The sequence below is a fragment of the Streptomyces sp. NPDC058257 genome, assembly GCF_042881845.1.
Taxonomy (GTDB): Bacteria; Actinomycetota; Actinomycetes; order Streptomycetales; family Streptomycetaceae; genus Streptomyces.
In genome coordinates this window covers 283,616-302,960 of sequence record NZ_JBHVXJ010000005.1, presented here as the reverse complement: position 1 = coordinate 302,960, position 19,345 = coordinate 283,616, and the positions used below count along the sequence as shown (strand labels likewise).

At 71.2% G+C, this 19,345-nt stretch carries 15 protein-coding genes; all 15 read left to right on the top strand.

The window, feature by feature from the left end; genetic code table 11:
• Window positions 1-2: 2 nt before the first annotated feature.
• From asnB to rfbC, 15 genes are read left to right on the top strand one after another with little or no spacing between them, the layout of a single operon-like run.
• Window positions 3-1,931, top strand: a complete 1,929-nt coding sequence (asnB, locus tag ACFVXC_RS16265) for an asparagine synthase (glutamine-hydrolyzing) (RefSeq protein WP_389905789.1) — start codon at window positions 3-5, stop codon at window positions 1,929-1,931.
• A 52-nt stretch (window positions 1,932-1,983) separates the two neighbouring features.
• Window positions 1,984-4,194 (top strand): bi-domain-containing oxidoreductase, encoded by a 2,211-nt coding sequence (locus tag ACFVXC_RS16260; protein WP_389905787.1) that lies wholly within the window; start codon window positions 1,984-1,986, stop codon window positions 4,192-4,194.
• Entirely contained in the window at window positions 4,194-6,164 is a 1,971-nt protein-coding gene (locus ACFVXC_RS16255; protein ID WP_389905785.1) for an alginate lyase family protein, read from the top strand. The genes ACFVXC_RS16260 and ACFVXC_RS16255 overlap by 1 nt, the downstream gene beginning before the upstream one ends.
• A gap of 11 nt (window positions 6,165-6,175) precedes the next feature.
• On the top strand, window positions 6,176-7,699 hold the full coding sequence (locus tag ACFVXC_RS16250; protein WP_389905783.1) for a right-handed parallel beta-helix repeat-containing protein: 1,524 nt from the start codon (window positions 6,176-6,178) through the stop codon (window positions 7,697-7,699).
• A 1-nt stretch (window position 7,700) separates the two neighbouring features.
• Entirely contained in the window at window positions 7,701-9,008 is a 1,308-nt protein-coding gene (locus ACFVXC_RS16245) for an O-antigen ligase family protein (protein WP_389905781.1), read from the top strand.
• Between the two features lie 8 nt (window positions 9,009-9,016).
• Complete coding sequence (locus tag ACFVXC_RS16240) at window positions 9,017-10,294, top strand: glycosyltransferase (protein ID WP_389905779.1); 1,278 nt, start codon at window positions 9,017-9,019, stop codon at window positions 10,292-10,294.
• On the top strand, window positions 10,291-11,541 hold the full coding sequence (locus ACFVXC_RS16235) for a class I SAM-dependent methyltransferase (protein WP_389905777.1): 1,251 nt from the start codon (window positions 10,291-10,293) through the stop codon (window positions 11,539-11,541). The genes ACFVXC_RS16240 and ACFVXC_RS16235 overlap by 4 nt, the downstream gene beginning before the upstream one ends.
• On the top strand, window positions 11,538-12,332 hold the full coding sequence (locus ACFVXC_RS16230; RefSeq protein WP_389905776.1) for a sugar phosphate nucleotidyltransferase: 795 nt from the start codon (window positions 11,538-11,540) through the stop codon (window positions 12,330-12,332). Before ACFVXC_RS16235 ends, ACFVXC_RS16230 begins: the two co-directional genes overlap by 4 nt.
• On the top strand, window positions 12,329-12,991 hold the full coding sequence (locus ACFVXC_RS16225; protein ID WP_389905775.1) for a PIG-L deacetylase family protein: 663 nt from the start codon (window positions 12,329-12,331) through the stop codon (window positions 12,989-12,991). The genes ACFVXC_RS16230 and ACFVXC_RS16225 overlap by 4 nt, the downstream gene beginning before the upstream one ends.
• A gap of 3 nt (window positions 12,992-12,994) precedes the next feature.
• Window positions 12,995-14,020 carry an NAD-dependent epimerase/dehydratase family protein gene (locus ACFVXC_RS16220; protein WP_389905774.1) on the top strand — a complete coding sequence of 342 codons (1,026 nt, stop codon included), beginning with the start codon at window positions 12,995-12,997 and terminating at the stop codon, window positions 14,018-14,020.
• Window positions 14,008-15,291 carry a DUF4910 domain-containing protein gene (locus ACFVXC_RS16215; RefSeq protein ID WP_389905772.1) on the top strand — a complete coding sequence of 428 codons (1,284 nt, stop codon included), beginning with the start codon at window positions 14,008-14,010 and terminating at the stop codon, window positions 15,289-15,291. The genes ACFVXC_RS16220 and ACFVXC_RS16215 overlap by 13 nt, the downstream gene beginning before the upstream one ends.
• Window positions 15,288-16,571 carry a hypothetical protein gene (locus ACFVXC_RS16210; protein WP_389905771.1) on the top strand — a complete coding sequence of 428 codons (1,284 nt, stop codon included), beginning with the start codon at window positions 15,288-15,290 and terminating at the stop codon, window positions 16,569-16,571. Before ACFVXC_RS16215 ends, ACFVXC_RS16210 begins: the two co-directional genes overlap by 4 nt.
• Window positions 16,568-17,542, top strand: a complete 975-nt coding sequence (locus tag ACFVXC_RS16205; protein ID WP_389905770.1) for a glycosyltransferase family 2 protein — start codon at window positions 16,568-16,570, stop codon at window positions 17,540-17,542. Before ACFVXC_RS16210 ends, ACFVXC_RS16205 begins: the two co-directional genes overlap by 4 nt.
• Window positions 17,539-18,795, top strand: a complete 1,257-nt coding sequence (locus tag ACFVXC_RS16200; protein ID WP_389905769.1) for a polysaccharide pyruvyl transferase family protein — start codon at window positions 17,539-17,541, stop codon at window positions 18,793-18,795. Before ACFVXC_RS16205 ends, ACFVXC_RS16200 begins: the two co-directional genes overlap by 4 nt.
• Complete coding sequence (gene rfbC / locus ACFVXC_RS16195; RefSeq protein WP_389905767.1) at window positions 18,792-19,343, top strand: dTDP-4-dehydrorhamnose 3,5-epimerase; 552 nt, start codon at window positions 18,792-18,794, stop codon at window positions 19,341-19,343. The genes ACFVXC_RS16200 and rfbC overlap by 4 nt, the downstream gene beginning before the upstream one ends.
• The last annotated feature ends 2 nt before the right edge of the window (window positions 19,344-19,345 follow it).

Genomic DNA, 19,345 nt, shown 5'->3' with positions numbered 1-19,345 from the left:
ACATGTGTGGCATCGCAGGCACTTACCGATGGCCGGACGGGAAGGTCGTGACCGACCGGCTCACCGAAACCCTCGCGCACCGCGGTCCGGACGGGGCCGGACGCTACAGCCACCCCACCGGGGAGGGCGAAGTACACCTCGGGCACCGCAGGTTGGCGATCATCGACCTGTCCGAGACCGGCGCCCAGCCGATGGTCTCGGGCGGCCTCGCCCTCACGTACAACGGTGAGCTGTACAACGCGCCCGAGCTGCGTGCCGAGCTGGAGGCCTCCGGGGTGCGCTTCCGCGGTACCTCCGACACCGAGGTGCTCCTCGAGGCCTGGCGGCGCTGGGGCACCGACTGCCTGCCCCGGCTGCGCGGCATGTTCGCGTTCGGGATCTTCGACGAGCGAACCGGTGACCTGGTGCTCGCCCGCGACCAGCTCGGCATCAAGCCGCTGTTCCTGCTCCGGCGCGGCACGGGCCTGATGTTCGCCTCCGAGCTCAAAGCGCTCGCCGCCGTGACCGGCGGGTCCCTCGAGGTGGACCACGCGGCTCTGGTGGCCTCGCTGCTGTACTACTGGGTGCCGGACTCGCGCTGCGCGTTCCGCGAAGCGGAGAAGCTGCCGCCGGGGAGCTGGCTGCGGTGCAGGCCCGACGGCCGGGTGGAGCGCGGCAAGTACTGGAACCTCAGGGACGTCGCCGCCGAGGGCCGGGAGCGCGCCCGCAGCGGCGAGCAGCCGGATCTGGCGGCCATCGTCGAGGAGTCGAACCGGCGTCACCTGCTCTCCGACGTACCCGTGGCGACCTTCCTCTCCGGCGGCCTCGACTCCAGCTACCTGACCGCGCTCGCGGCCCGCCACCGACCCGGAATCGCCGCCTACACGATCGGATTCCGCGCCGAGGACGCCAAGTTCGAGGCGATGCCGGACGATCTGCGCTATGCCCGGCAGGTGGCCGAGCAGTTCGGCGTCGACCTGCGTGAGATCGAGATCGCTCCGAACGTGCTCGACCTGCTGCCCCAGATGACGTACAGCCTGGACGAACCGATCGGCGACCCCGCCGCGATCAACACCTTCCTGATCTGCTCGGCCGCCCGGGACGCCGGGGTCAAGGTGATGCTCTCGGGGATGGGCGCCGACGAGCTGTTCGCCGGGTACCGCAAGCACCTGGCCAACGTGCTCGCGCTGCGCTACCAGCGCGTCCCCGGGCCCCTGCGGCGTGGTCTGTCATCGGCCGTCGACCGGCTGCCGGTCGCCACGGCCCGCCGGGGATACCGGTCGGTGCGCTTCGCGAAGCGGTTCCTCTCCTTCGCGGGCCTGCCGGAGGAGACCGCGTTCCGGCGCAGCTACACCATGTACGACCAGGACGAACTGCTCGCCCTTGTCAATCCGGACCTGGCCGGGACGGTCGACGACGTACTGACCGAGCATGCGGACATCTACCAGGACAACGACCTCGACGACTTCGTCAACCGCATGTGCCTCGGCGACGCCCGGATGTTCCTGCCGGGCCTCAACCTCGCCTACACGGACCGCTCCAGCATGGCCGCTTCGACCGAGGTGCGGGTGCCGTACGTGGACGTCGAGGTGGTCAAGGCGGCGTTCGCCGTGCCCGGCGATCGCAAGATCGTCGGACGGCAGGGCAAGGCCGTGCTCAAGGAGGCGGCCACCTCGATCCTGCCCCGGGAGATCGTGTACCGGCCCAAGGGTCTGTTCAGCGCCCCGCTGCGCGCCTGGATGAGCCGGGATCTGGCACCCCTGGTGCGCGAGGTGGTGAACGACGGCGTGCTCGTCAATTCCGGGATCCTGCGCCGCGACGCGCTTGCGCGCATGGTCGCCGAGGACGCAGCCGGACAGCGGGACTTCTCCAAGCATCTGTGGCATGTGCTGACCCTTGAGTACTGGTATCGCGGCGCGACTTCTGGCTCCGGCCAGAGCCAAGCGGCTTGACGACGTGGATGGCGTGAACGGCGTGGACGGCGTGGAAACAAGAGGAGCTCCGGTGAAACAGGTTGTGCAGAACTACAAGAGCGGCGAACTGGCGCTGCTCGACGTACCGGCGCCGGGGTGCAAGCCGAACGGCGTCCTGGTCCGCAGCGCCTACTCGCTGATATCCACCGGAACCGAGCTCATGAAGGTCTCCGAGGCCGGCATGTCGATGGTGGGCAAGGCCCGCTCCCGGCCGGACCAGGTGGCCAAGGTCATGCAGAGCGTGGCCACCAACGGGGTGCCCGCCACCTACCGCAAGGTGATGGGCAAGCTGGACTCCTACACGCCGCTCGGCTACTCGCTGTGCGGGGTGGTCGAGCAGGTCGGCACCGGGATCGACGACGTGAAGGTCGGCGACCTGGTGGCCTGCGCCGGCAATGAGCACGCGTTGCACGCCGAGTTGAACTGGGTGCCGAAGAACCTCTACGCCCCGGTGCCGGACGGCCTCGCGCCGCGGCACGCGGCCTTCGGCACCGTCGGGTCGATCGCGATGCAGGGCGTCCGCCAGGGCGAGCCACAGCTCGGAGAGGTGGCGCTCGTCATCGGCCTCGGGCTGATCGGGCAGCTGGTGGTGCAGCTCCTCACCGCCTCGGGGGTGCGCGTCGTCGGGGTCGACCCCGACCCCTCGCGCTGCGAGCTCGCCGAGCGGCTGGGCGCCGCGGCCTGCGGCGATCCCGCTTCCGCGGCCGTGGAGAGCTACGTCGCCGAGCTCACCGGCGGTCACGGTGTGGACCAGGTGTACCTGGCCGCGGGCGGCGGCAGCAATCAGCCCGTCGAGCTGGCCGCCCGGCTGAGCCGGGACCGCGGCCGGGTCGTCGACATCGGCAAGTGCCGTCTGGACCTGCCGTGGAACGCGTACTACGAGAAGGAGCTCGACGTCCGCTTCTCCCGCAGTTACGGCCCCGGGCGCTACGACCCGGAGTACGAGCTCGAGGGGCGGGACTACCCGATCGGCTACGTGCGCTGGACCGAGCGCCGCAACCTGGCGTGCTTCCTCGATCTCGCGGCCCGCGGCCTCGTCGACGTGGAGCCCCTGGTCTCCCACGTCGCCGACTTCGATGACGCCGTCGAGACGTACCAGCGTCTGAAGGACGGCGACTTGAAGGCCGTGGCCGTACTGTTCCGCTACCCCGAACACGCGGCGGAAGCGGGGGAAGCAGGGGAAGCGGTCGCCCCGACGGTGGCCGTGCCCGCGGTGCGACGCGGCGATCGAGTGTCCACTGCGGCCCGGTCCGCCCCCGCCCGGTCCGCCAAGGCGCCGGTGCGCCTCGCGTTCGTCGGCGCGGGGAACTACGCGACGTCGATGCTGCTTCCGCACCTGGCACAGCGCGACGGCGTCGAGCTCTCTGCCGTCGTCACCACGACGGCACTGTCCGCGGCCAACGCACAGCGGAAGTTCGGCTTCGCCGAGGCGACCACCGATCTCGACGCCGTGCTCGGCGACGCGTCCATCGACGCGGTGTTCGTGGTCACCCGGCACAGCTCGCACGCCGAACTGACCCGAAAGGCGCTGCTCGCCGGCAAGTCGGTGTTCGTGGAGAAGCCCCTGGCCCTCACCGAGGACGATCTCGCCGGGGTGCTCGCGGCGGTGGAGGAGTCCGGCAACGACCGGCTGCAGGTGGGCTTCAACCGCCGGTTCGCGCCGCTGCTGCGGGAGGCCAAGGCGCGGTTCGGCGCCCGGACCGGCCCGGCGAACCTCCGCTATCTGATCAACGCGGGCCAGCTCGGGCACGGCAGCTGGTACCTCCAGCAAGGCACCGAGGGCTCGCGGTTCGCCGGCGAGGGCGGGCACTTCATCGACACGGCGAGCTGGCTGCTCGACGCCGACCCGGTCTCGGTGTACGCGGTCGCCACGTCCGGCAACGAGGACCTCCAGGTCATGCTGCGCTACCCGGACGGGTCCACCGCCACCATCAGCTACGTCACCACCGGCGCGCCCGGATTCCCCAAGGAGACGCTTGACCTCGTCGCGGACGGCAAGGTGCTGCGGCTCGACGACTTCGTCCGCTCGTCGGTGTACGGCCAGAAGCGGTGGGTGAGTTCGCGGCTGCCGAAGGCCCGGGACAAGGGCCAGAACGCCGAGCTCGCCGCGTTCATCAGGGCCGTACGGACCGGCGGGCCGATGCCGGTGCCGCTGGAGTCCCTCGTCGCCACCACGGCGGCCACCCTCGCCGTGCGGACCGGTCTGGCCGGCGGCGCGCCGGTGACGTTGGCGGGGGCGTGATGACGGTGAACTCGGGGAGTCCGGGGTGGTACCTGCGACGCCTTTCCCGGATGGAACCGCGGGAGGTCGGCGGCCGGGTGGGCGACGCGGTGCGCAGGCGGCGCTGGCGGCGGTCGGCGCCGCCCGACTGCCCGAGCGTGACCGGCGCCCGGTTCACCGCGGTACTGCCCGCCGGGACGTTCGCCGCGGTGCCACCGGACGCCGCGAAACGCCTCATCGCCGAGGCGGACCGGCTGATGGACGGCCACGCCGAGTACTTCGGGGTGGCCCGCGACGACCTGGCCGACCCTGACTGGTGGTACGACCCGAAGACCGGGCGCCGTGCGCCGTGGGGCTACGCCTTCGACGTGCCCTACCGCAACGAGGACGCGGTCGGGGACATCAAGCAGATCTGGGAGCCGTCCCGGCACCAGTACCTCACCGTGCTCGCCGCCGCTTACGCGATCACCGGGGACGAGCGGTACGCCGAGCGAGTGGCCGCGCATCTGCGGTCGTGGTGGGCGGCCAACCCACCGCTGCGCGGCGTGCACTGGATCAGCGGCATCGAGCTGGGCATCCGGCTCCTGTCCTGGGTGTGGATCCGCCGGCTGCTCGACGGCTGGCCGGGCGCGGCCGGTCTCTTCGAGGACAACCCGGTGGCTCTGAACCAGATCTGGCACCACCAGCGCTGGCTTGCCGCGTTCCCCAGCCGGGGGTCTTCGGCGAACAACCACGTCATCGCCGAAGCCGCCGGTCAGTTGGCGGCGGCCTGCGCCTTCGGGTGGTTCCCCTCCTCGGCGCGCTGGCGGGCCGGTGCGCTGCGCTCCCTGGAGCGGCACCTGCGGAGCAACACCTTCCCCTCCGGCCTCAACCGCGAGCTGGCCACCGAGTATCACGGACTCGTCCTCGAACTCGGCCTGGCCGCGGTGGCCGAGGCGGACACCGCCGGCGTACCGGTCCCCGCGTCCGTCCATCTGGTGCTGCTGCGGATGACCGACGCGCTCGCGGCCGTCGTGGACGGCCGTCTGCGGCCGCCGCGCCAAGGGGACGCGGACGACGGGCACGGTCTGATCGTGGACGGCGCGGGCACCGACCGCTGGGCCTCGCTCCTTGCCACCGGGAACGCCGTGTTCGGCCGGCTCACCTGGTGGCCTGCGGTGACCGGCGCCGACGTGCGCACCCCGCTGCTTGCCGCGCTCATCCGCCCGTACCCGGACAAGGGAGCCGCGCCGGCCGTGACCCGCCCGGCGAGCCGGCCCTCCCAATTCGCCGACGCGGGCTTGACCATCCTGCGCGGTCCGGGGGAGATCTGGTGCCGCTGCGACGGTGGTCCGCACGGTTTCCTGTCCATCGCCGCGCATGCCCACGCGGACGCGCTGTCCGTGGAGGTCCGGCACGACGGGGTCGATGTGCTGGCCGACCCGGGGACGTTCTGCTACCACGGGCAGCCCGAGTGGCGGCAGTACTTCCGCTCGACCCTCGGCCACAACACCCTGCAACTGGACGACGGTGACCAGTCCGTCTCCGGCGGCCCGTTCCTGTGGACCCGTCATGCCCGCAGCCGGGTCCTGGTCGCGGACGCATCCGACGAGGGCGTGGCCCGCTGGTGCGGCGAGCACGACGGTTACCAGCACTCCGTGCACCGCCGCCGGGTGGAACTGGACGCCGCGGCGCAGGAGTTGCGGGTGGTGGACGAGATACGCGGCCCCGGCCGGGCCGCGCGCCTGGCGTTCCACCTCGGCCCGGCCATCACCGCGGACCTGGAGAGAGACCGGGCCCGGCTCACCTGGACCCGGGACGGCGAGGAGCGCTCTGCGGTGCTCTACCTGCCCGGACAGCTGAACTGGCGGGCGCATCGCGGCGAGAGCGACCCGCCGCTCGGCTGGTACTCCCCCGGCTTCGGACGCAAGGAGCCCGCCACCACGCTGGTCGGCACCGGTTTCGCCGACGGCGCCGAGGAGTTCACGACGGTACTCAGGTTCCAGGGCTAGGGAGGGGACGCGTGGGGATCAAGTGGCGGAACCGGGCGTTGCCCGTAGTGGCGCTCGCCCTGTTGGCGACCGGCTGTGACAGCGCGTCGAGCGACCGGGCCGAGCCGACCGTCGCGCCGTCCAAGTCCGCGGCCCGATCCGTGGCCCGGGTCTGCGCCAACCCCGCGGCCGGTCCCGCGAAGGCACCGGCGGGCGCGGTGAAGGTCGATCCCGCGAAGGTCGGTGACCTGGCCGCGAAGACCAAGAGCAGCCCTCCGAACACCACGTTCTGGCTGCGAGGAGGCAAGCACAGGCTCGACCCGGACCGCTATGCCCAGGTGATCCCCAAGAAGGGGAACCGCTACATCGGCGCGCCGGGCGCGGTGCTCGACGGCCGGAAGAAGAACGCGTACGCGTTCAGCGGTAAGGCCCCCGACGTCACCATCAGCTATCTGACCGTGCAGCGGTTCGTGTCTCCGCCGGACGAGGGCGTGGTCAACCACGAGTCGGCCGACGGGTGGGTGATCGAGCACGCGACGATCCAGCGGAACTCCGGCGCGGGACTGATGGCCGGCGCCCACCAGCGGGTCCGCGCGAACTGCCTGCGCGACAACGGACAGTACGGAATGAACGCGTACAAGGCCGGTAACTCCATTCGCGGCCTCGTGGTCGAGGACAACGAGATCGTGGGCAACAACACCGGCGACTGGGAGCGGCGCAAGCCGGGCTGCGGCTGCACCGGGGGCATCAAGTTCTGGGCCGTCGACGGCGCAGAGATACGCGGCAACTGGGTGCACGACAACCGCGGAACCGGGTTGTGGGCGGACACCAACAACAACGACTTCCGCATCGAGAAGAACGTGATCGAGGCCAACGACGGCGCCGCGCTGATCTACGAGATCAGCTACAACGCGGTCATCCGCGACAACACGATCCGGCGGAACAACTGGGTCCAGGGCCGCAGGTCCGCCGACCGCGACGACGACTTCCCGTACGCGGCCGTCTACGTGTCCGAGGCCGGCGGCGAACCACGGGTCGAAGCCCGCACGGACAAGATCGAGATATACCGGAACGTGCTGGAGAACAACTGGAACGGCATCACCCTGTGGGAGAACGCCGACCGGTTCTGCCACAGCCCGGCCAACACCTCGTCCGGTGACTGCACGTTGCTGGTGAAGGACAAGGACCGCTGCGCGAAGCCGACGATCGCCAAGGCTCCGCTCAAGGCCGACTGCCGGTGGAAGACCCAGCGGGTGGACATCCACGACAACCGCTTCGTCCTGGACAAGTCCGTCGTCAAGTGCACGGAGCGGTGCGACCGCATGGCGGTCCTCGCCAACTACGGCACCTATCCGGACTGGTCGCCGTACAAGGGCGAAGGCGTGGCTGAGGCGATCACCTTCAAGCAGCACAACCGCTGGCACGACAACGTCTATCTCGGTGCGTGGAAGTTCGTCGCCCACGACCCGAGCCGGGTGCTCGACTCCGGGCAGTGGCAGCGCGCGCCGTACGAGCAGGACGCGGACAGCACCTTCTCACCACGGGCAGGTGGTTGAGATGGGCGGGGCCCTGAGGAGCGGTGGGCCGCCGCCCGGCGGACCGGACACGGCGCGCACGCGGCCCGGCACCGGACTGCGCCCGGCCGGCACGCCCAGAAGCGTCGGGATCGTCTGGGCCTTGCTGGGCCTCAACACGCTCGGCTCCGCCGGGGCGAAGACCATCGTCCCGCTGCCCCGCTCCCTCATCCAGCTGGTCACCATGGGCGCGCTGGTCGCCGCGTTCGCGCTGGCGCTCGCCATCAATCTCCGGCTGCGCATCCGTGCCAGCGCCTTCGTGCTCATGCTCACCCTGCTCCTCGTGCCGAGCGTGGTCTCCAGTGCGCACCTGGACGTCGGGTTCGGCGCGCTGTTCCGCTGCACCCGCCTCGCTCTCTTCGTCGGCACGCTGTGGCTGCTCAGCCGGTGGTGGGACGGCAGCCTGACGTTCGTCCAGAGCCACATCCGGATGTACTTCGCGGTGCTCGTGTCGGTGGCCGCCGGCCTGCTCATCTCGCCGGGCGCGGCCCTGCCCGAGCTGTACGGCGGGCGTCTCGTCGGCGCGTTGTGGCCGCTCACCCCGCCGCAGATCGGACAGTACGCCGCGGTGATCATCGGCCTCACCGTGCTGCTCGTACTGGGCCGCCGGATCGACAGGTCAAGCGCGGCCCTCGTCATCGTGCCGTCACTCGTCCTGCTCGCGATGACCCACACCCGGACGGCCACCCTCGGCCTGATCGTCGGGTTGACGTTGGCGATCGGCTCGCTCATCCTGACCAGCGCCGCCGCCCGCCGGTTCTTCACCTGGACGGTGCTGATCGTCGTGGTGGCCGCGGTGGGGTTCGCCTCCGCGCTGCAGGCGTGGTTCCTGCGCGGGCAGAGCCAGGAGAACTTCAGCAGTCTCACCGGCCGGGCCAAGGTCTGGGACGCCCTCCTCGCGGCGCCCCGGACTACCGCGGAGCAGATGTTCGGCTGGGGCCTGGGCGACAAGTCGTTCGGCGGTCTTCCGATCGACAACAGCTGGCTGGCCGTCTACAACGAGCAGGGCCTGATCGGCGTCGCCCTCGTGGCCTTGATCATCATCGTGCTCGGCGGCGTCGCGCTGCTACGGCCACCGTCGCTGCCGAGGGCCTGCGCGATCTTCCTGATCAGTTACGTCGCGATGTCGTCGTACACCGAGGCCGGCCTCGGCGACGCCTCGCCGTATCTGCTGCACCTCGCCCTGGCCGCCTCGCTCCTGGCGGTCCCCGCCGCGGCCACGAACCTCCCGAAGCCGAAGCCCACCATTCCTCGACGACGTGTCCCGCGCTGGGCCCAGGACCGGAAGTGATCTGAACCATGCACATCCTTGTGGTGCACAACCGCTACTCCTCGGCGCAGCCGAGTGGGGAGAACGTCGTCGTCGACCAGGAGGTGGGGCTGCTGCGCGCGGCCGGCCACCGGGTCGAGGTGTTCGAGCGGCGCAGCGACGACATCGCCGCCCGGTCCCTCCCGTCCAAGGCCGCGGTGCCGCTGCTCGTGCCGTGGAATCCTGCGGTCCGCTCGGAGCTCGCCACCCGGCTGCGTACCTCACGCCCTGATGTGGTGCACGTACACAACGTCTTCCCGCTCCTGTCGCCCGCGGTGCTCGCGGCCTGCGCCGACGCCGGCGTGCCCGCCGTCGCCACGCTGCACAACTACACCCAGGTCTGCGTACCCGGCACGCTGCACCGGGACGGTCGGCCGTGCACCGAGTGCGTCGGGTCGGCGACGGCGCTGCCCGCCGTCCGGCACGGCTGCTACCGCGACTCCCGCCTCGCGACGGTGCCGCTCGCGGTCAGCCTGTCGGTCAACCGGCGGCGGTGGTGGTCCGGCGTGGAGCGCTTCTTCTGCATCTCCGCGGCGCAGCGCGACGTCCTTGTACGGTCCGGAATGCCACCCGAGCGCCTCACGGTCAAGCACAACTTCGTGCCCGACCCGGACGCCCGCCGGTCGGACGCGGGTGAGCATGTGCTCTTCCTCGGCCGACTCGCGGAGATCAAGGGCGTGCGGCTGCTGATGACCGCGTGGGACGCGCTCGCCGCGGACGGCGGTGTGGGCGTGCCGCTCGTGATCGCGGGCGCGGGGCCACTGGCGGACGAGGTGACCGCCTGGGCGGCGGGCCGGGACGACGTGCGCTACGTCGGCCTGCTCGACCCGGCCCAATGTCGGCAGGCCATCGCGCGGGCGGTCACCGTGGTGGCCCCCTCGACGGCCCTCGAGACGTTCGGCCTGGTGGTCGCGGAGGCGATGGCGGCGGGGGTCCCGGCTGTCGCGGCCGGGCACGGCTCCTTCGTCGAACTCATCGAGGACGGGGTGGCCGGGCTGCTGCACCAGCCCGGCGATGCCGGATCGCTCGCGTCCTGCGTGCGCCGGATCACGGCCGAACCGGCCCGCAACCAGGAGATGGGCCAGGCGGCCCGGCGCCGTTACGAACGGGACTTCAGCCCGGCCGTCGGTCTTGAGCGCCTGGTGGAGGGGTACCGCACCGCGATCGCGGTGCGGTACGGCGGCGGGCAGAACCCGCCGCCGGTAGGGGAAGAAAGCACTGACTCGCGGCGGGGCACCCGCGCGAGCGGAAATGGGGGAAGTAGATGACACGATGCCGACTCTGCGGCTCGGCGGCGATGGGGAGCGTCGTCGATCTGGGGGCGACCCCGCCGTGCGAGAGTTTCCTCGCCGCGGACCAACTGGACAAGGCTGAACCGGCGTACCCGCTGCACCTTCGGGTCTGCACCGAATGCTGGCTCGCGCAGATCCCTCCGCTGATCACGCCGGAGGAGACGTTCAGCGAGTACGCGTACTTCTCCTCCTTCTCGACGTCCTGGGTGGAGCACGCGCGCACCTTCGTCGCCGACGCCGTACAGCGGGTGGGCCTGGGCCCCGACGCCTTCGTGGTGGAGGTCGCGAGCAACGACGGGTACCTGCTGCGGCACGTGGTGGACCGGGGGATCCGCTGCCTCGGCGTCGAGCCGTCGGTGAACGTCGGCGCGGCGGCGCGGGACGCGGGTGTGCCGACACTCACGGAGTTCCTGTCCCCCGACACCGGCTCGGCCGTCCGCGCCGAGCACGGCCCGGCCGACCTGGTCGTGGCCAACAACGTGTACGCGCACATCCCCGACGTGGTCGGGTTCACCCAGGGTCTTCGCGCCCTGGTCGCCGACGACGGCTGGGTCTCCATCGAGGTGCAGCACCTGCTGACCCTGATCGAGGAGAACCAGTACGACACGATCTACCACGAGCACTTCCAGTACTACACGGTCGCGTCCGCGGCCCGAGCGCTCGCGAGCGGCGGACTCGCCCTCGTGGACGTCGAGTTGCTGCCCACGCACGGCGGCTCCATCCGGCTGTGGGCCCGGCCCGCCGAGGTGGCCGGCGAGCCGTCCAGGGAGGTGGCCGAGGTACTCGACCGGGAGAAGGCCGCCGGGCTTCAGGAGCTGTCCGGGTACACCGAGTTCTCCGCCCGGGTGGCCAAGGTGCGCCGGGATCTCCTCAAGTTCCTCATCGAGGCGGCCGAGCGCGGCGAGACGGTCGTCGGCTACGGCGCCCCGGGCAAGGGCAACACCCTGCTCAACCACTGCGGCATCCGGCCCGACCTGCTCCCGTATACGGTCGACCGCAACCCCTACAAGCACGGCAGGTTCACCCCGGGCACCCGCATCCCGATCCTGCCGCCCGAGCAGATAGCCGCCGACCGGCCGGACTACGTCCTCGTCCTGCCGTGGAACCTGCGGGCCGAACTGGTCGAGCAGCTGTCCTTCGTGCACGACTGGGGCGGCCGTCTCGTCTTTCCCATCCCGGAACTGAGCATTGTCGAGGCCACGTCTGGAGAGGGCACAGCATGAAGGTCGTACTGTTCTGCGGCGGTTACGGGATGCGGATGCGCAGCGGTGCCGCCGACGACGTGCCCAAGCCGATGGCGATGGTCGGCCCGCGTCCGCTGATCTGGCATGTCATGCGCTACTACGCGCACTTCGGGCACACGGAGTTCATCCTGTGCCTCGGATACGGCGCCCATCACATCAAGGACTTCTTCCTCAACTACGAGGAGACGACGTCCAACGACTTCGTGCTGCGGGGCGGGCGGCCCGAGCTGCTCTCCACCGACATCTCGGACTGGACGATCACGTTCGCGCAGACCGGCATCGAGTCACCGATCGGGGAGCGGCTGCGCCGGGTGCGCCACCACCTGGACGGCGACGAGATGTTCCTCGCCAACTACGCCGACGTGCTCACCGACGCCCCGCTGCCCCAGATGATCGACCGGTTCGCCCGGCGTGACGCCGGTGCGTCGATGATGGTGGTGCCGCCGCAGTCCTCGTTCCACTGCGTGGAGTTGGGCGAGGACGGCCTGGTGGAGGGCATCACCCCGGTGAGCGAACTGCCGATGTGGGAGAACGGCGGCTACTTCGTGCTCCGCCAGGAGGTCTTCGACCACATACCGGAGAACGGGGATCTGGTCGCCGACGGATGCGGCCAACTGGCCAAGCAGGGACGCCTTGTGGCGCACCAGCACCGCGGATTCTGGAAGCCGACCGACACCGTGAAGGAGCGGGCCGCGCTCGACGACGCCTACACCCGGGGCGACCGCCCGTGGGCCGTGTGGGAGCGCGACACCGTGGGCGTGCGGCAGTGATCCGGCTCGGGGCCGGACCCCTGAGACGGATCGTCGCGGTGGGCGCCCACTGCGACGACATCGCCATCGGTGCGGGCGGCACCCTCCTGACGATGTGCCTGGCGCACCCGGGCATCCGCGTCGACGCCCTCGTGCTCTCCGGCGGCGGCAGCGACCGGGAGCAGGAGGAGCAGGCCGCGCTCGCCGCCTTCTGCCCCGGCGCCGATCTGCGCCTGACCGTCCTCAAGCTGGCGGACGGCCGACTGCCCGCGCAGTGGGAGGAGGCCAAGGCCGCGGTCGAGGAGCTGCGCGCGCGGAGCGACCCGGATCTCGTGCTCGCTCCGCGCACCGATGACGCGCACCAGGACCACCGCGGCCTGGCGCGGCTGATCCCCACCGCGTTCCGCGACCACCTCGTGCTCGGCTACGAGATCGTCAAGTGGGACGGCGATCTCGGCCGTCCGACGTCGTACCAGCCGCTGTCGCCTCAGATCGCCGAACAGAAGGTGCGGCTGTTGCAGGAGCACTACCCCTCGCAGCGGCACCGGCCCTGGTACGACCGGGAGGCCTTCCTCGGTCTCGCACGCATCCGCGGTATCGAATGCCACGCGCGCTACGCCGAGGCGTTCGCCGTCACCAAGCTCACGCTCAACCTCGACACTTCCAACCTGGGGGAATGAACCTTGCGCGTACTGCTCACCGGACACCAGGGGTATCTGGGCACCGTGATGGCCCCGGTCCTCGCCGCCGCCGGGCACGAAGTCGTCGGTCTCGACGCCGGTCTGTTCGCGGACTGCGTCCTGGGCCCGCAGCCCGCGGATCCGTCCGGACATCGGGTGGACCTTCGCGACGTCACGGCCGAACACGTGGCCGGGGTGGACGCCGTGATCCACCTGGCCGCGCTCTCCAACGACCCGCTGGGATCGCTCGCGCCGGACCTCACCTACGACATCAACCACCACGCGTCCGTACGACTCGCCCGCCTCGCCCACGACGCGGGAGTGCGGCGCTTCCTGTACGCGTCGACCTGCTCGGTCTACGGCGCCGCCGGCGGTGACGACCTGGTGACCGAGGACGCCCCGCTGCGCCCGGTGACCCCCTACGCGGAGTCCAAGGTGCGGGTCGAGGACGACCTGCACGCGCTCGCGGACGACGACTTCAGCCCGGTGTTCATGCGCAACGCCACCGCCTTCGGCTACTCACCCCGGCTGCGCGCCGACATCGTCCTGAACAACCTGGTGGGCCACGCGCTCCTGTCCGGCGAGGTGTTGGTGCTCTCCGACGGCACCCCCTGGCGCCCGCTGGTGCACGCCGCCGACATCGCACGGGCCTTCACCGCCGCGCTGACCGCGCCGCGCGAAGCCGTGCACGACCGGGCGTTCAACATCGGCAGCGAGATCAACAACGTCACGGTCGCCGAGATCGCCGATCAGGTCGCCGAGGCGGTGTCCGGCGCGAAGGTGCGGATCACCGGGGAGAACGGTGCCGACCCTCGGTCCTACCGGGTGGACTTCGCCCGGTTCCGCGCCGCGATCCCCGGCTTCGACTGCGAGTGGACGGTCAAGCAGGGCGCGCTCGAACTCGCCGACGCCTACCGGAAACACGGGCTGACCCGGGAGGACTTCGAGCGACGCTTCACCCGGCTCGCCGTGCTGCGCTCGGCGTCCGACGCCGGCGCCGTCGACGACACCCTGCGGTGGCGCCGATGACCGCGGCGGGCGAGGAGATGCACGCGCTGGTGGCGCGTCTTTACCCGCTGTGCCGGAGCATCACGGGGGACGGTGTGCGGGCCACCCTGGGAATCGTCGACGAGTACGTTCCGCTGCGGGTGCACGAGGTGCCGACCGGGACGCAGGTGCTCGACTGGACGGTGCCGCAGGAGTGGAACATCCGCGACGCGTACGTCGCCGACGCCGACGGCAACCGTGTCGTGGACTTCGCCGCGTCCAGCCTGCACGTGCTCGGCTACAGCGTGCCGGTGTCGCGGACCATGCCGCTCGCCGAGCTGCGCGATCACCTGTACACCCTGCCGGAGCACCCGAGTTGGGTGCCGTACCGCACCAGTTACTACAAGCCGGACTGGGGGTTCTGCCTGGCCCAGGAGACCTTGGACGGGCTGCCGGACGGCGAGTACGAGGTGCGTATCGACTCCACACTCGCCGACGGCCACCTCACCTACGCCGAGCATGTGGTCCCCGGGCAGGTCCCCGACGAGGTGATCGTCTCCTGCCACGTCTGTCACCCGTCGCTGGCCAACGACAACCTGGCCGGCATCGCGGTGGCGACGTTCCTGGCCCGGGAGCTGGCCGAGAGGACGCCGTACTACACCTACCGGTTCATCTTCGCGCCCGGCACCATCGGGGCGATCACCTGGCTGGCGCGCAACAGGGAGCGGGTGGATCAGGTCAAGCACGGCGTGGTCCTTGCCTGCGCGGGCGACTCGGGCCAGCTGACGTACAAACAGAGCAGGCGCGGCGACGCGGAGATCGACCGGGTGCTGCGGCATGTGCTCACCGCGTCCGAACGCCCGCACCGCGTGAAGGAGTTCACTCCGTACGGCTACGACGAGCGGCAGTTCTGCTCGCCCGGGTTCGATCTCGGTGTGGGCTCGCTCAGCCGGACCCCGTACGCCGACTATCCGGAGTACCACACCTCGGCGGACAACCCGGACTTCGTCTCCCCGGAGGCGATGGCGGACACGCTCGCCGTCTGCCGCGAGGCATTCGACGTCCTCGACCGCAACCGGAGCTATCTCAACCTCAGCCCCTACGGCGAACCACAGTTGGGGCGACGCGGGTTGTACGACGCGGTCGGCGGACGCAGCGACGCGAAGCAGGCCCAGATGGCCATGCTCTGGGTGCTCAACCTCTCCGACGGCAAGCACAGTCTGCTCGACGTCGCCGAGCGGTCCGGGCTGCCCTTCGACACCGTCGCTGTCGCGGCCGGCGCCCTGCAGGGTGCCGGGCTGATCAAGGCATGACGCCGATGGCCGCCGAGGGGGAGAAGCGGACCGCCAAGCGGGCCATGGTCGGCCGCCTTTCCTGGGGCCTCGCCGACCAGGCGGCCTCCAGCATGACCAACTTCGCGGTGGGCATCTACGTGGCACGCTCCCTCGGGGTGACCGCGTTCGGTGTGTTCAGCCTGGCCTGGGTGACCTACGGCGTGGTGCTCAACGTCTCCCGCGGCCTCGCCACCGACCCGCTCGTGGTGCGCTTCAGCGGCGTACCGACCGCGCCCTGGCGCACGGCGGTGGCCCGGTCGTCGGGTGCCGCGCTCGGCGTGGGTGCCGCGCTCGGCGCACTGTGTCTGCTGGTCGGGCTCGGCCTCGGCGGCCGCGTGGGACCCGCGTTCGCCTGCCTCGGCGTCGTCCTGCCCGCGCTGCTGCTGCAGGACGCCTGGCGGTTCGCGTTCTTCGCCGCGGGCACCGGCAAGAAGGCGTTCGTCAACGACCTCGTGTGGGGCGTCGCGCTCGTCCCCGCCATGGTGGTGGCGGCCCGCGTGGGCAGCGTGGCCGCGTTCGTGCTCGCCTGGGGCGCGTCCGCCGCGGTGGCCGCGGTGTACGGCTGCTTCCAGTCCGGTATCCGGCCCCAGCTGGCCGGGGCGCGCACGTGGCTTCGCGAGCAGCGCGACCTGGGCTACCGCTACCTGGTCGAGAACGTCAGCAACAGTGGCGCGAGCCAGCTGCGGGCGTACGGGCTCGGCGCGATCGTCGGGGTCGGTGCGGTGGGCGCGGTCCGGGGTGCCGAGCTCCTGCTCGGCCCGTTCCTCGCCGTACTGATGGGGCTTTCGCTGGTCACCGTCGCGGAGGCGGCACGGGTGCTGCGGCAGGCCCCGCACCGCCTCGGCACGTTCTGCCTCGTCCTTGGCGGCGGACAGGCCGCCGCCGCGCTGGTCTGGGGCGCGGCGCTGCTTCTCGTGCCGGACCAGGCCGGTGAGTTCGTGCTCGGCGACGTCTGGCCTTCGGCCTCGGAGCTCATCCTGCCCGCCACGCTCGGCGTCGTGGGCGCCGGTATCGGCACCGGCGCGGCGGCCGGGTTGCGCGCGCTCGCCGCGGCCCGGCGCAGCCTGCGCTGTCAGCTGTTCGCCTCCGCCTGCTATGTCAGCGGCGGGCTCGGCGGTGCGGCCGTGGCCGGCACGACCGGCTCGGCCTGGGGCGTCGCCGTCGCGACCGTCTGCAGCTCGGCCGTGTGGTGGCAGCAGTTGCGGTCCGCCCTGCGCGAGCGCCACCACCACCCCATCCCCGAAGTGAGGACGCAATGACCGCCCAACCCCGGCTGAGCATCGGCCTGCCCGTCTACAACGGCGAGGAGTACCTCACCGAGGCGCTCGACGCCCTGCTCGGCCAGACGTACGAGGACTTCGAGCTGGTCATCTCCGACAACGCCTCGACCGACGGGACCCAGGAGATCTGCCGCAAGTACGCCGCGCGGGACTCACGTATCCGGTACATCCGGCTGCCCCGGAACATCGGCGCCGCCCCGAACCACAACTACGTGTTCACCGAGTGCCGCGGCGAACTGTTCAAGTGGGCATCGCACGACGACCTGTACGCCCGGGACCTGCTGCGACGCTGCGTGGAGGCCCTGGACGAGCGTCCGGAGGTGATCCTCGCGCACGCCGACCAGGCGGTCATCGACGGCGAAGGCAAGGTGACGGTCCCTTACGAGTACACGCTCGCCACCGACTCACCACGCACGCCGAAGCGCTTCCGCAGCATGCTGTTCGAGCCCGGCGGCGACGACTTCTACGGGGTGATGCGGGCCGACGTGCTGCGCCGGGTGAAGCCGCACGACAGCTATCACCACGCGGATCGCACGTTCGTCGCCGAGATCGGTCTGCACGGTCCCTTCCACCAGGTGCCGGAGCTGCTGTACTTCCGCCGCGACCACCCCACCCGTGCCGAGCGGGCGAACCCCTCCAAGCGTTCCCGGTGCGTCAACCTGGACCCGCGCCGGGCGGGCCCGCTGCACCCGACGCCCCGGCTGCTCGCCGAGTACGTCCTGGGCTTCGTCTCGGCGATCCGGCGGGCGCCGTTGTCCGCGGCCGACCGGCGCGCGTGCTATCGCCATCTGGCCGCGTGGATGACCAGCCGGGTCCGGCCGGGCGCCGGAGAGCGGGTCGAGGACCGCGCCCCGGTCGACCCGGCCCAGCTCACCTTCTCCGTCGATGCCCTCGTCGCCGGACGTGAAGGTCGGTTGGGCCGTGAAGGCCGTGAAGGGAGGGAGGCATGAAGTCCGCGGACGAAACCCCGGTGCGCGTCGGCGTGTTCGGCCTGCTCGGCTCCGGCAACCTCGGCAATGACGGGTCGCTCGAAGCCGTGCTCGGCTACCTCCGCGCCGAGCACCCGGAGGCGGTCGTGGACGCGCTGTGCGGCGGGCCCGAGGCCGTCGCGACCCGGTACCGGATCCCCGCGACGCGGCTGCACTGGTATCGCGGGGAGTACCGGACCGCGTCGCGGGCGGGCGCGGTCGCGGCGAAGGGTCTGGGCAAACTCGTCGACGTCTTCCGCACCGCTGCCTGGGTGCGCCGGCACGACGTGGTGATCGTGCCGGGCATGGGCGTCCTCGAGGCCACGCTGCCGCTGCGGCCGTGGGGCTTCCCCTACTCGCTGTTCCTGCTCTGCGCGTCAGGGCGCCTGGTCGGCACCCGGGTGGCGCTCGTCGGCGTCGGCGCCGCCGCGATCGGCGACCGGCCGACCCGGGCCCTGGTGCGCTGGTCGGCGCGGCTTGCCACCTACCGGTCGTACCGGGACACCCTGTCCCGCGACGCGATGCGGGCGATGGGCGTGGACACCACGCGCGACGAGGTCTACCCGGACCTCGCCTTCGCCCTGCCGACGCTGCCGCCTCCTGCGGCGAGCACGCCCTCGGGTCCGCCGGGCCCGGTCTGCGTCGGCGTCATGGACTTCCACGGCAACAACGACGACCGCGGCCGGGCCGAGGAGATCCACCGGAGCTACCTCGACGGGACGACCCGCTTCGTCCGCGCGCTCGTCGAGGACGGCAGGCCGGTCCGGCTGCTCACCGGCGACGACTGCGATGCGCCGGTGGTCGCCGCGATCCTCGACGCGGTGGACTCGCCGCTGGTCACCGCTGCCGAGGCGGCCTCGCTCGCCGACCTGATGAAGGAGACGGCGGCTGCCGACACCGTGGTGGCGACCCGCTACCACAACCTGATCTGCGCGCTGAAGGTCGGCACGCCGACGCTCGCACTCAGCTACGCGGCGAAGAGCGACGCGCTCATGACTCAGATGGGTCTTGCCGCGTTCCGCCACCCGGCTCGCGAGGTCGACGCCGACCGGCTGCTGGAGCAGTTCCGGGAACTGGAGGAGCGATCGGCGGAGTTACGGCGGACCCTCGCCGAGCGGAACCTGGACGCCGTCCGGCGTCTTGAGCACCAGTTCACCGCCTTGACCGCGGCTCTGTTCCCGGCGGTCCCCGCGAGCGACCCCACCCACGCCGACGCCCTGCGGGAGACACGATGAAAGCGACCGAAGTCCCGGCGATCGACGGGGCGTACCTGTTCGAACCGACGCCGTACGCCGACGAACGCGGCTTCTTCTGCCGCACCTTCGACGCCGACGTGATCCGCTCGGTGGGCCTCGACCCGGACGCCTTCATCCAGGACAGCCTGTCCCGCTCCGTCCGGGGCGTGCTGCGCGGCCTGCACCTGCGCTCCGGAGCCGGTGAGGCCAAGCTGGTGCGGTGCTCGTACGGGAAGGTCTTCGACGTCGTCGTGGACCTGCGGCCCAACTCGCCGACCTACCGCAACGTGGCCTCCTTCGAGCTGTCCGGCGAGACGCAGGTGACCCTGTACATCCCGGCGGGGTGCGCGCACGGCTTCCAGGCGATGACCGAGACCGCCGACACCTCGTACCGGATCGACCGGCCGCACGATCCGGCCGAGGACGTGACGATCGCCTTCGACGACCCGGAGCTCGCCATCGCCTGGCCGCTGCCGGTCGTGTCGATGTCCGAGCGGGACCGGAAGGCGCCGAGCCTCGCCGAGGTCCTGAAGCAGAAAGAGAGCTGAAG

Excerpts from the sequence above, each read along its gene's own strand:
- asnB (WP_389905789.1), top strand. The coding sequence starts at position 3 with ATGTGTGGCATCGCAGGCACTTACCGATGGCCGGACGGGAAGGTCGTG.
- ACFVXC_RS16255 (WP_389905785.1), top strand. The coding sequence starts at position 4,194 with ATGACGGTGAACTCGGGGAGTCCGGGGTGGTACCTGCGACGCCTTTCC.
- ACFVXC_RS16245 (WP_389905781.1), top strand. The coding sequence starts at position 7,701 with ATGGGCGGGGCCCTGAGGAGCGGTGGGCCGCCGCCCGGCGGACCGGAC.
- ACFVXC_RS16240 (WP_389905779.1), top strand. The coding sequence starts at position 9,017 with ATGCACATCCTTGTGGTGCACAACCGCTACTCCTCGGCGCAGCCGAGT.
- ACFVXC_RS16235 (WP_389905777.1), top strand. The coding sequence starts at position 10,291 with ATGACACGATGCCGACTCTGCGGCTCGGCGGCGATGGGGAGCGTCGTC.
- ACFVXC_RS16230 (WP_389905776.1), top strand. The coding sequence starts at position 11,538 with ATGAAGGTCGTACTGTTCTGCGGCGGTTACGGGATGCGGATGCGCAGC.
- ACFVXC_RS16210 (WP_389905771.1), top strand. The coding sequence starts at position 15,288 with ATGACGCCGATGGCCGCCGAGGGGGAGAAGCGGACCGCCAAGCGGGCC.
- ACFVXC_RS16205 (WP_389905770.1), top strand. The coding sequence starts at position 16,568 with ATGACCGCCCAACCCCGGCTGAGCATCGGCCTGCCCGTCTACAACGGC.
- ACFVXC_RS16200 (WP_389905769.1), top strand. The coding sequence starts at position 17,539 with ATGAAGTCCGCGGACGAAACCCCGGTGCGCGTCGGCGTGTTCGGCCTG.
- rfbC (WP_389905767.1), top strand. The coding sequence starts at position 18,792 with ATGAAAGCGACCGAAGTCCCGGCGATCGACGGGGCGTACCTGTTCGAA.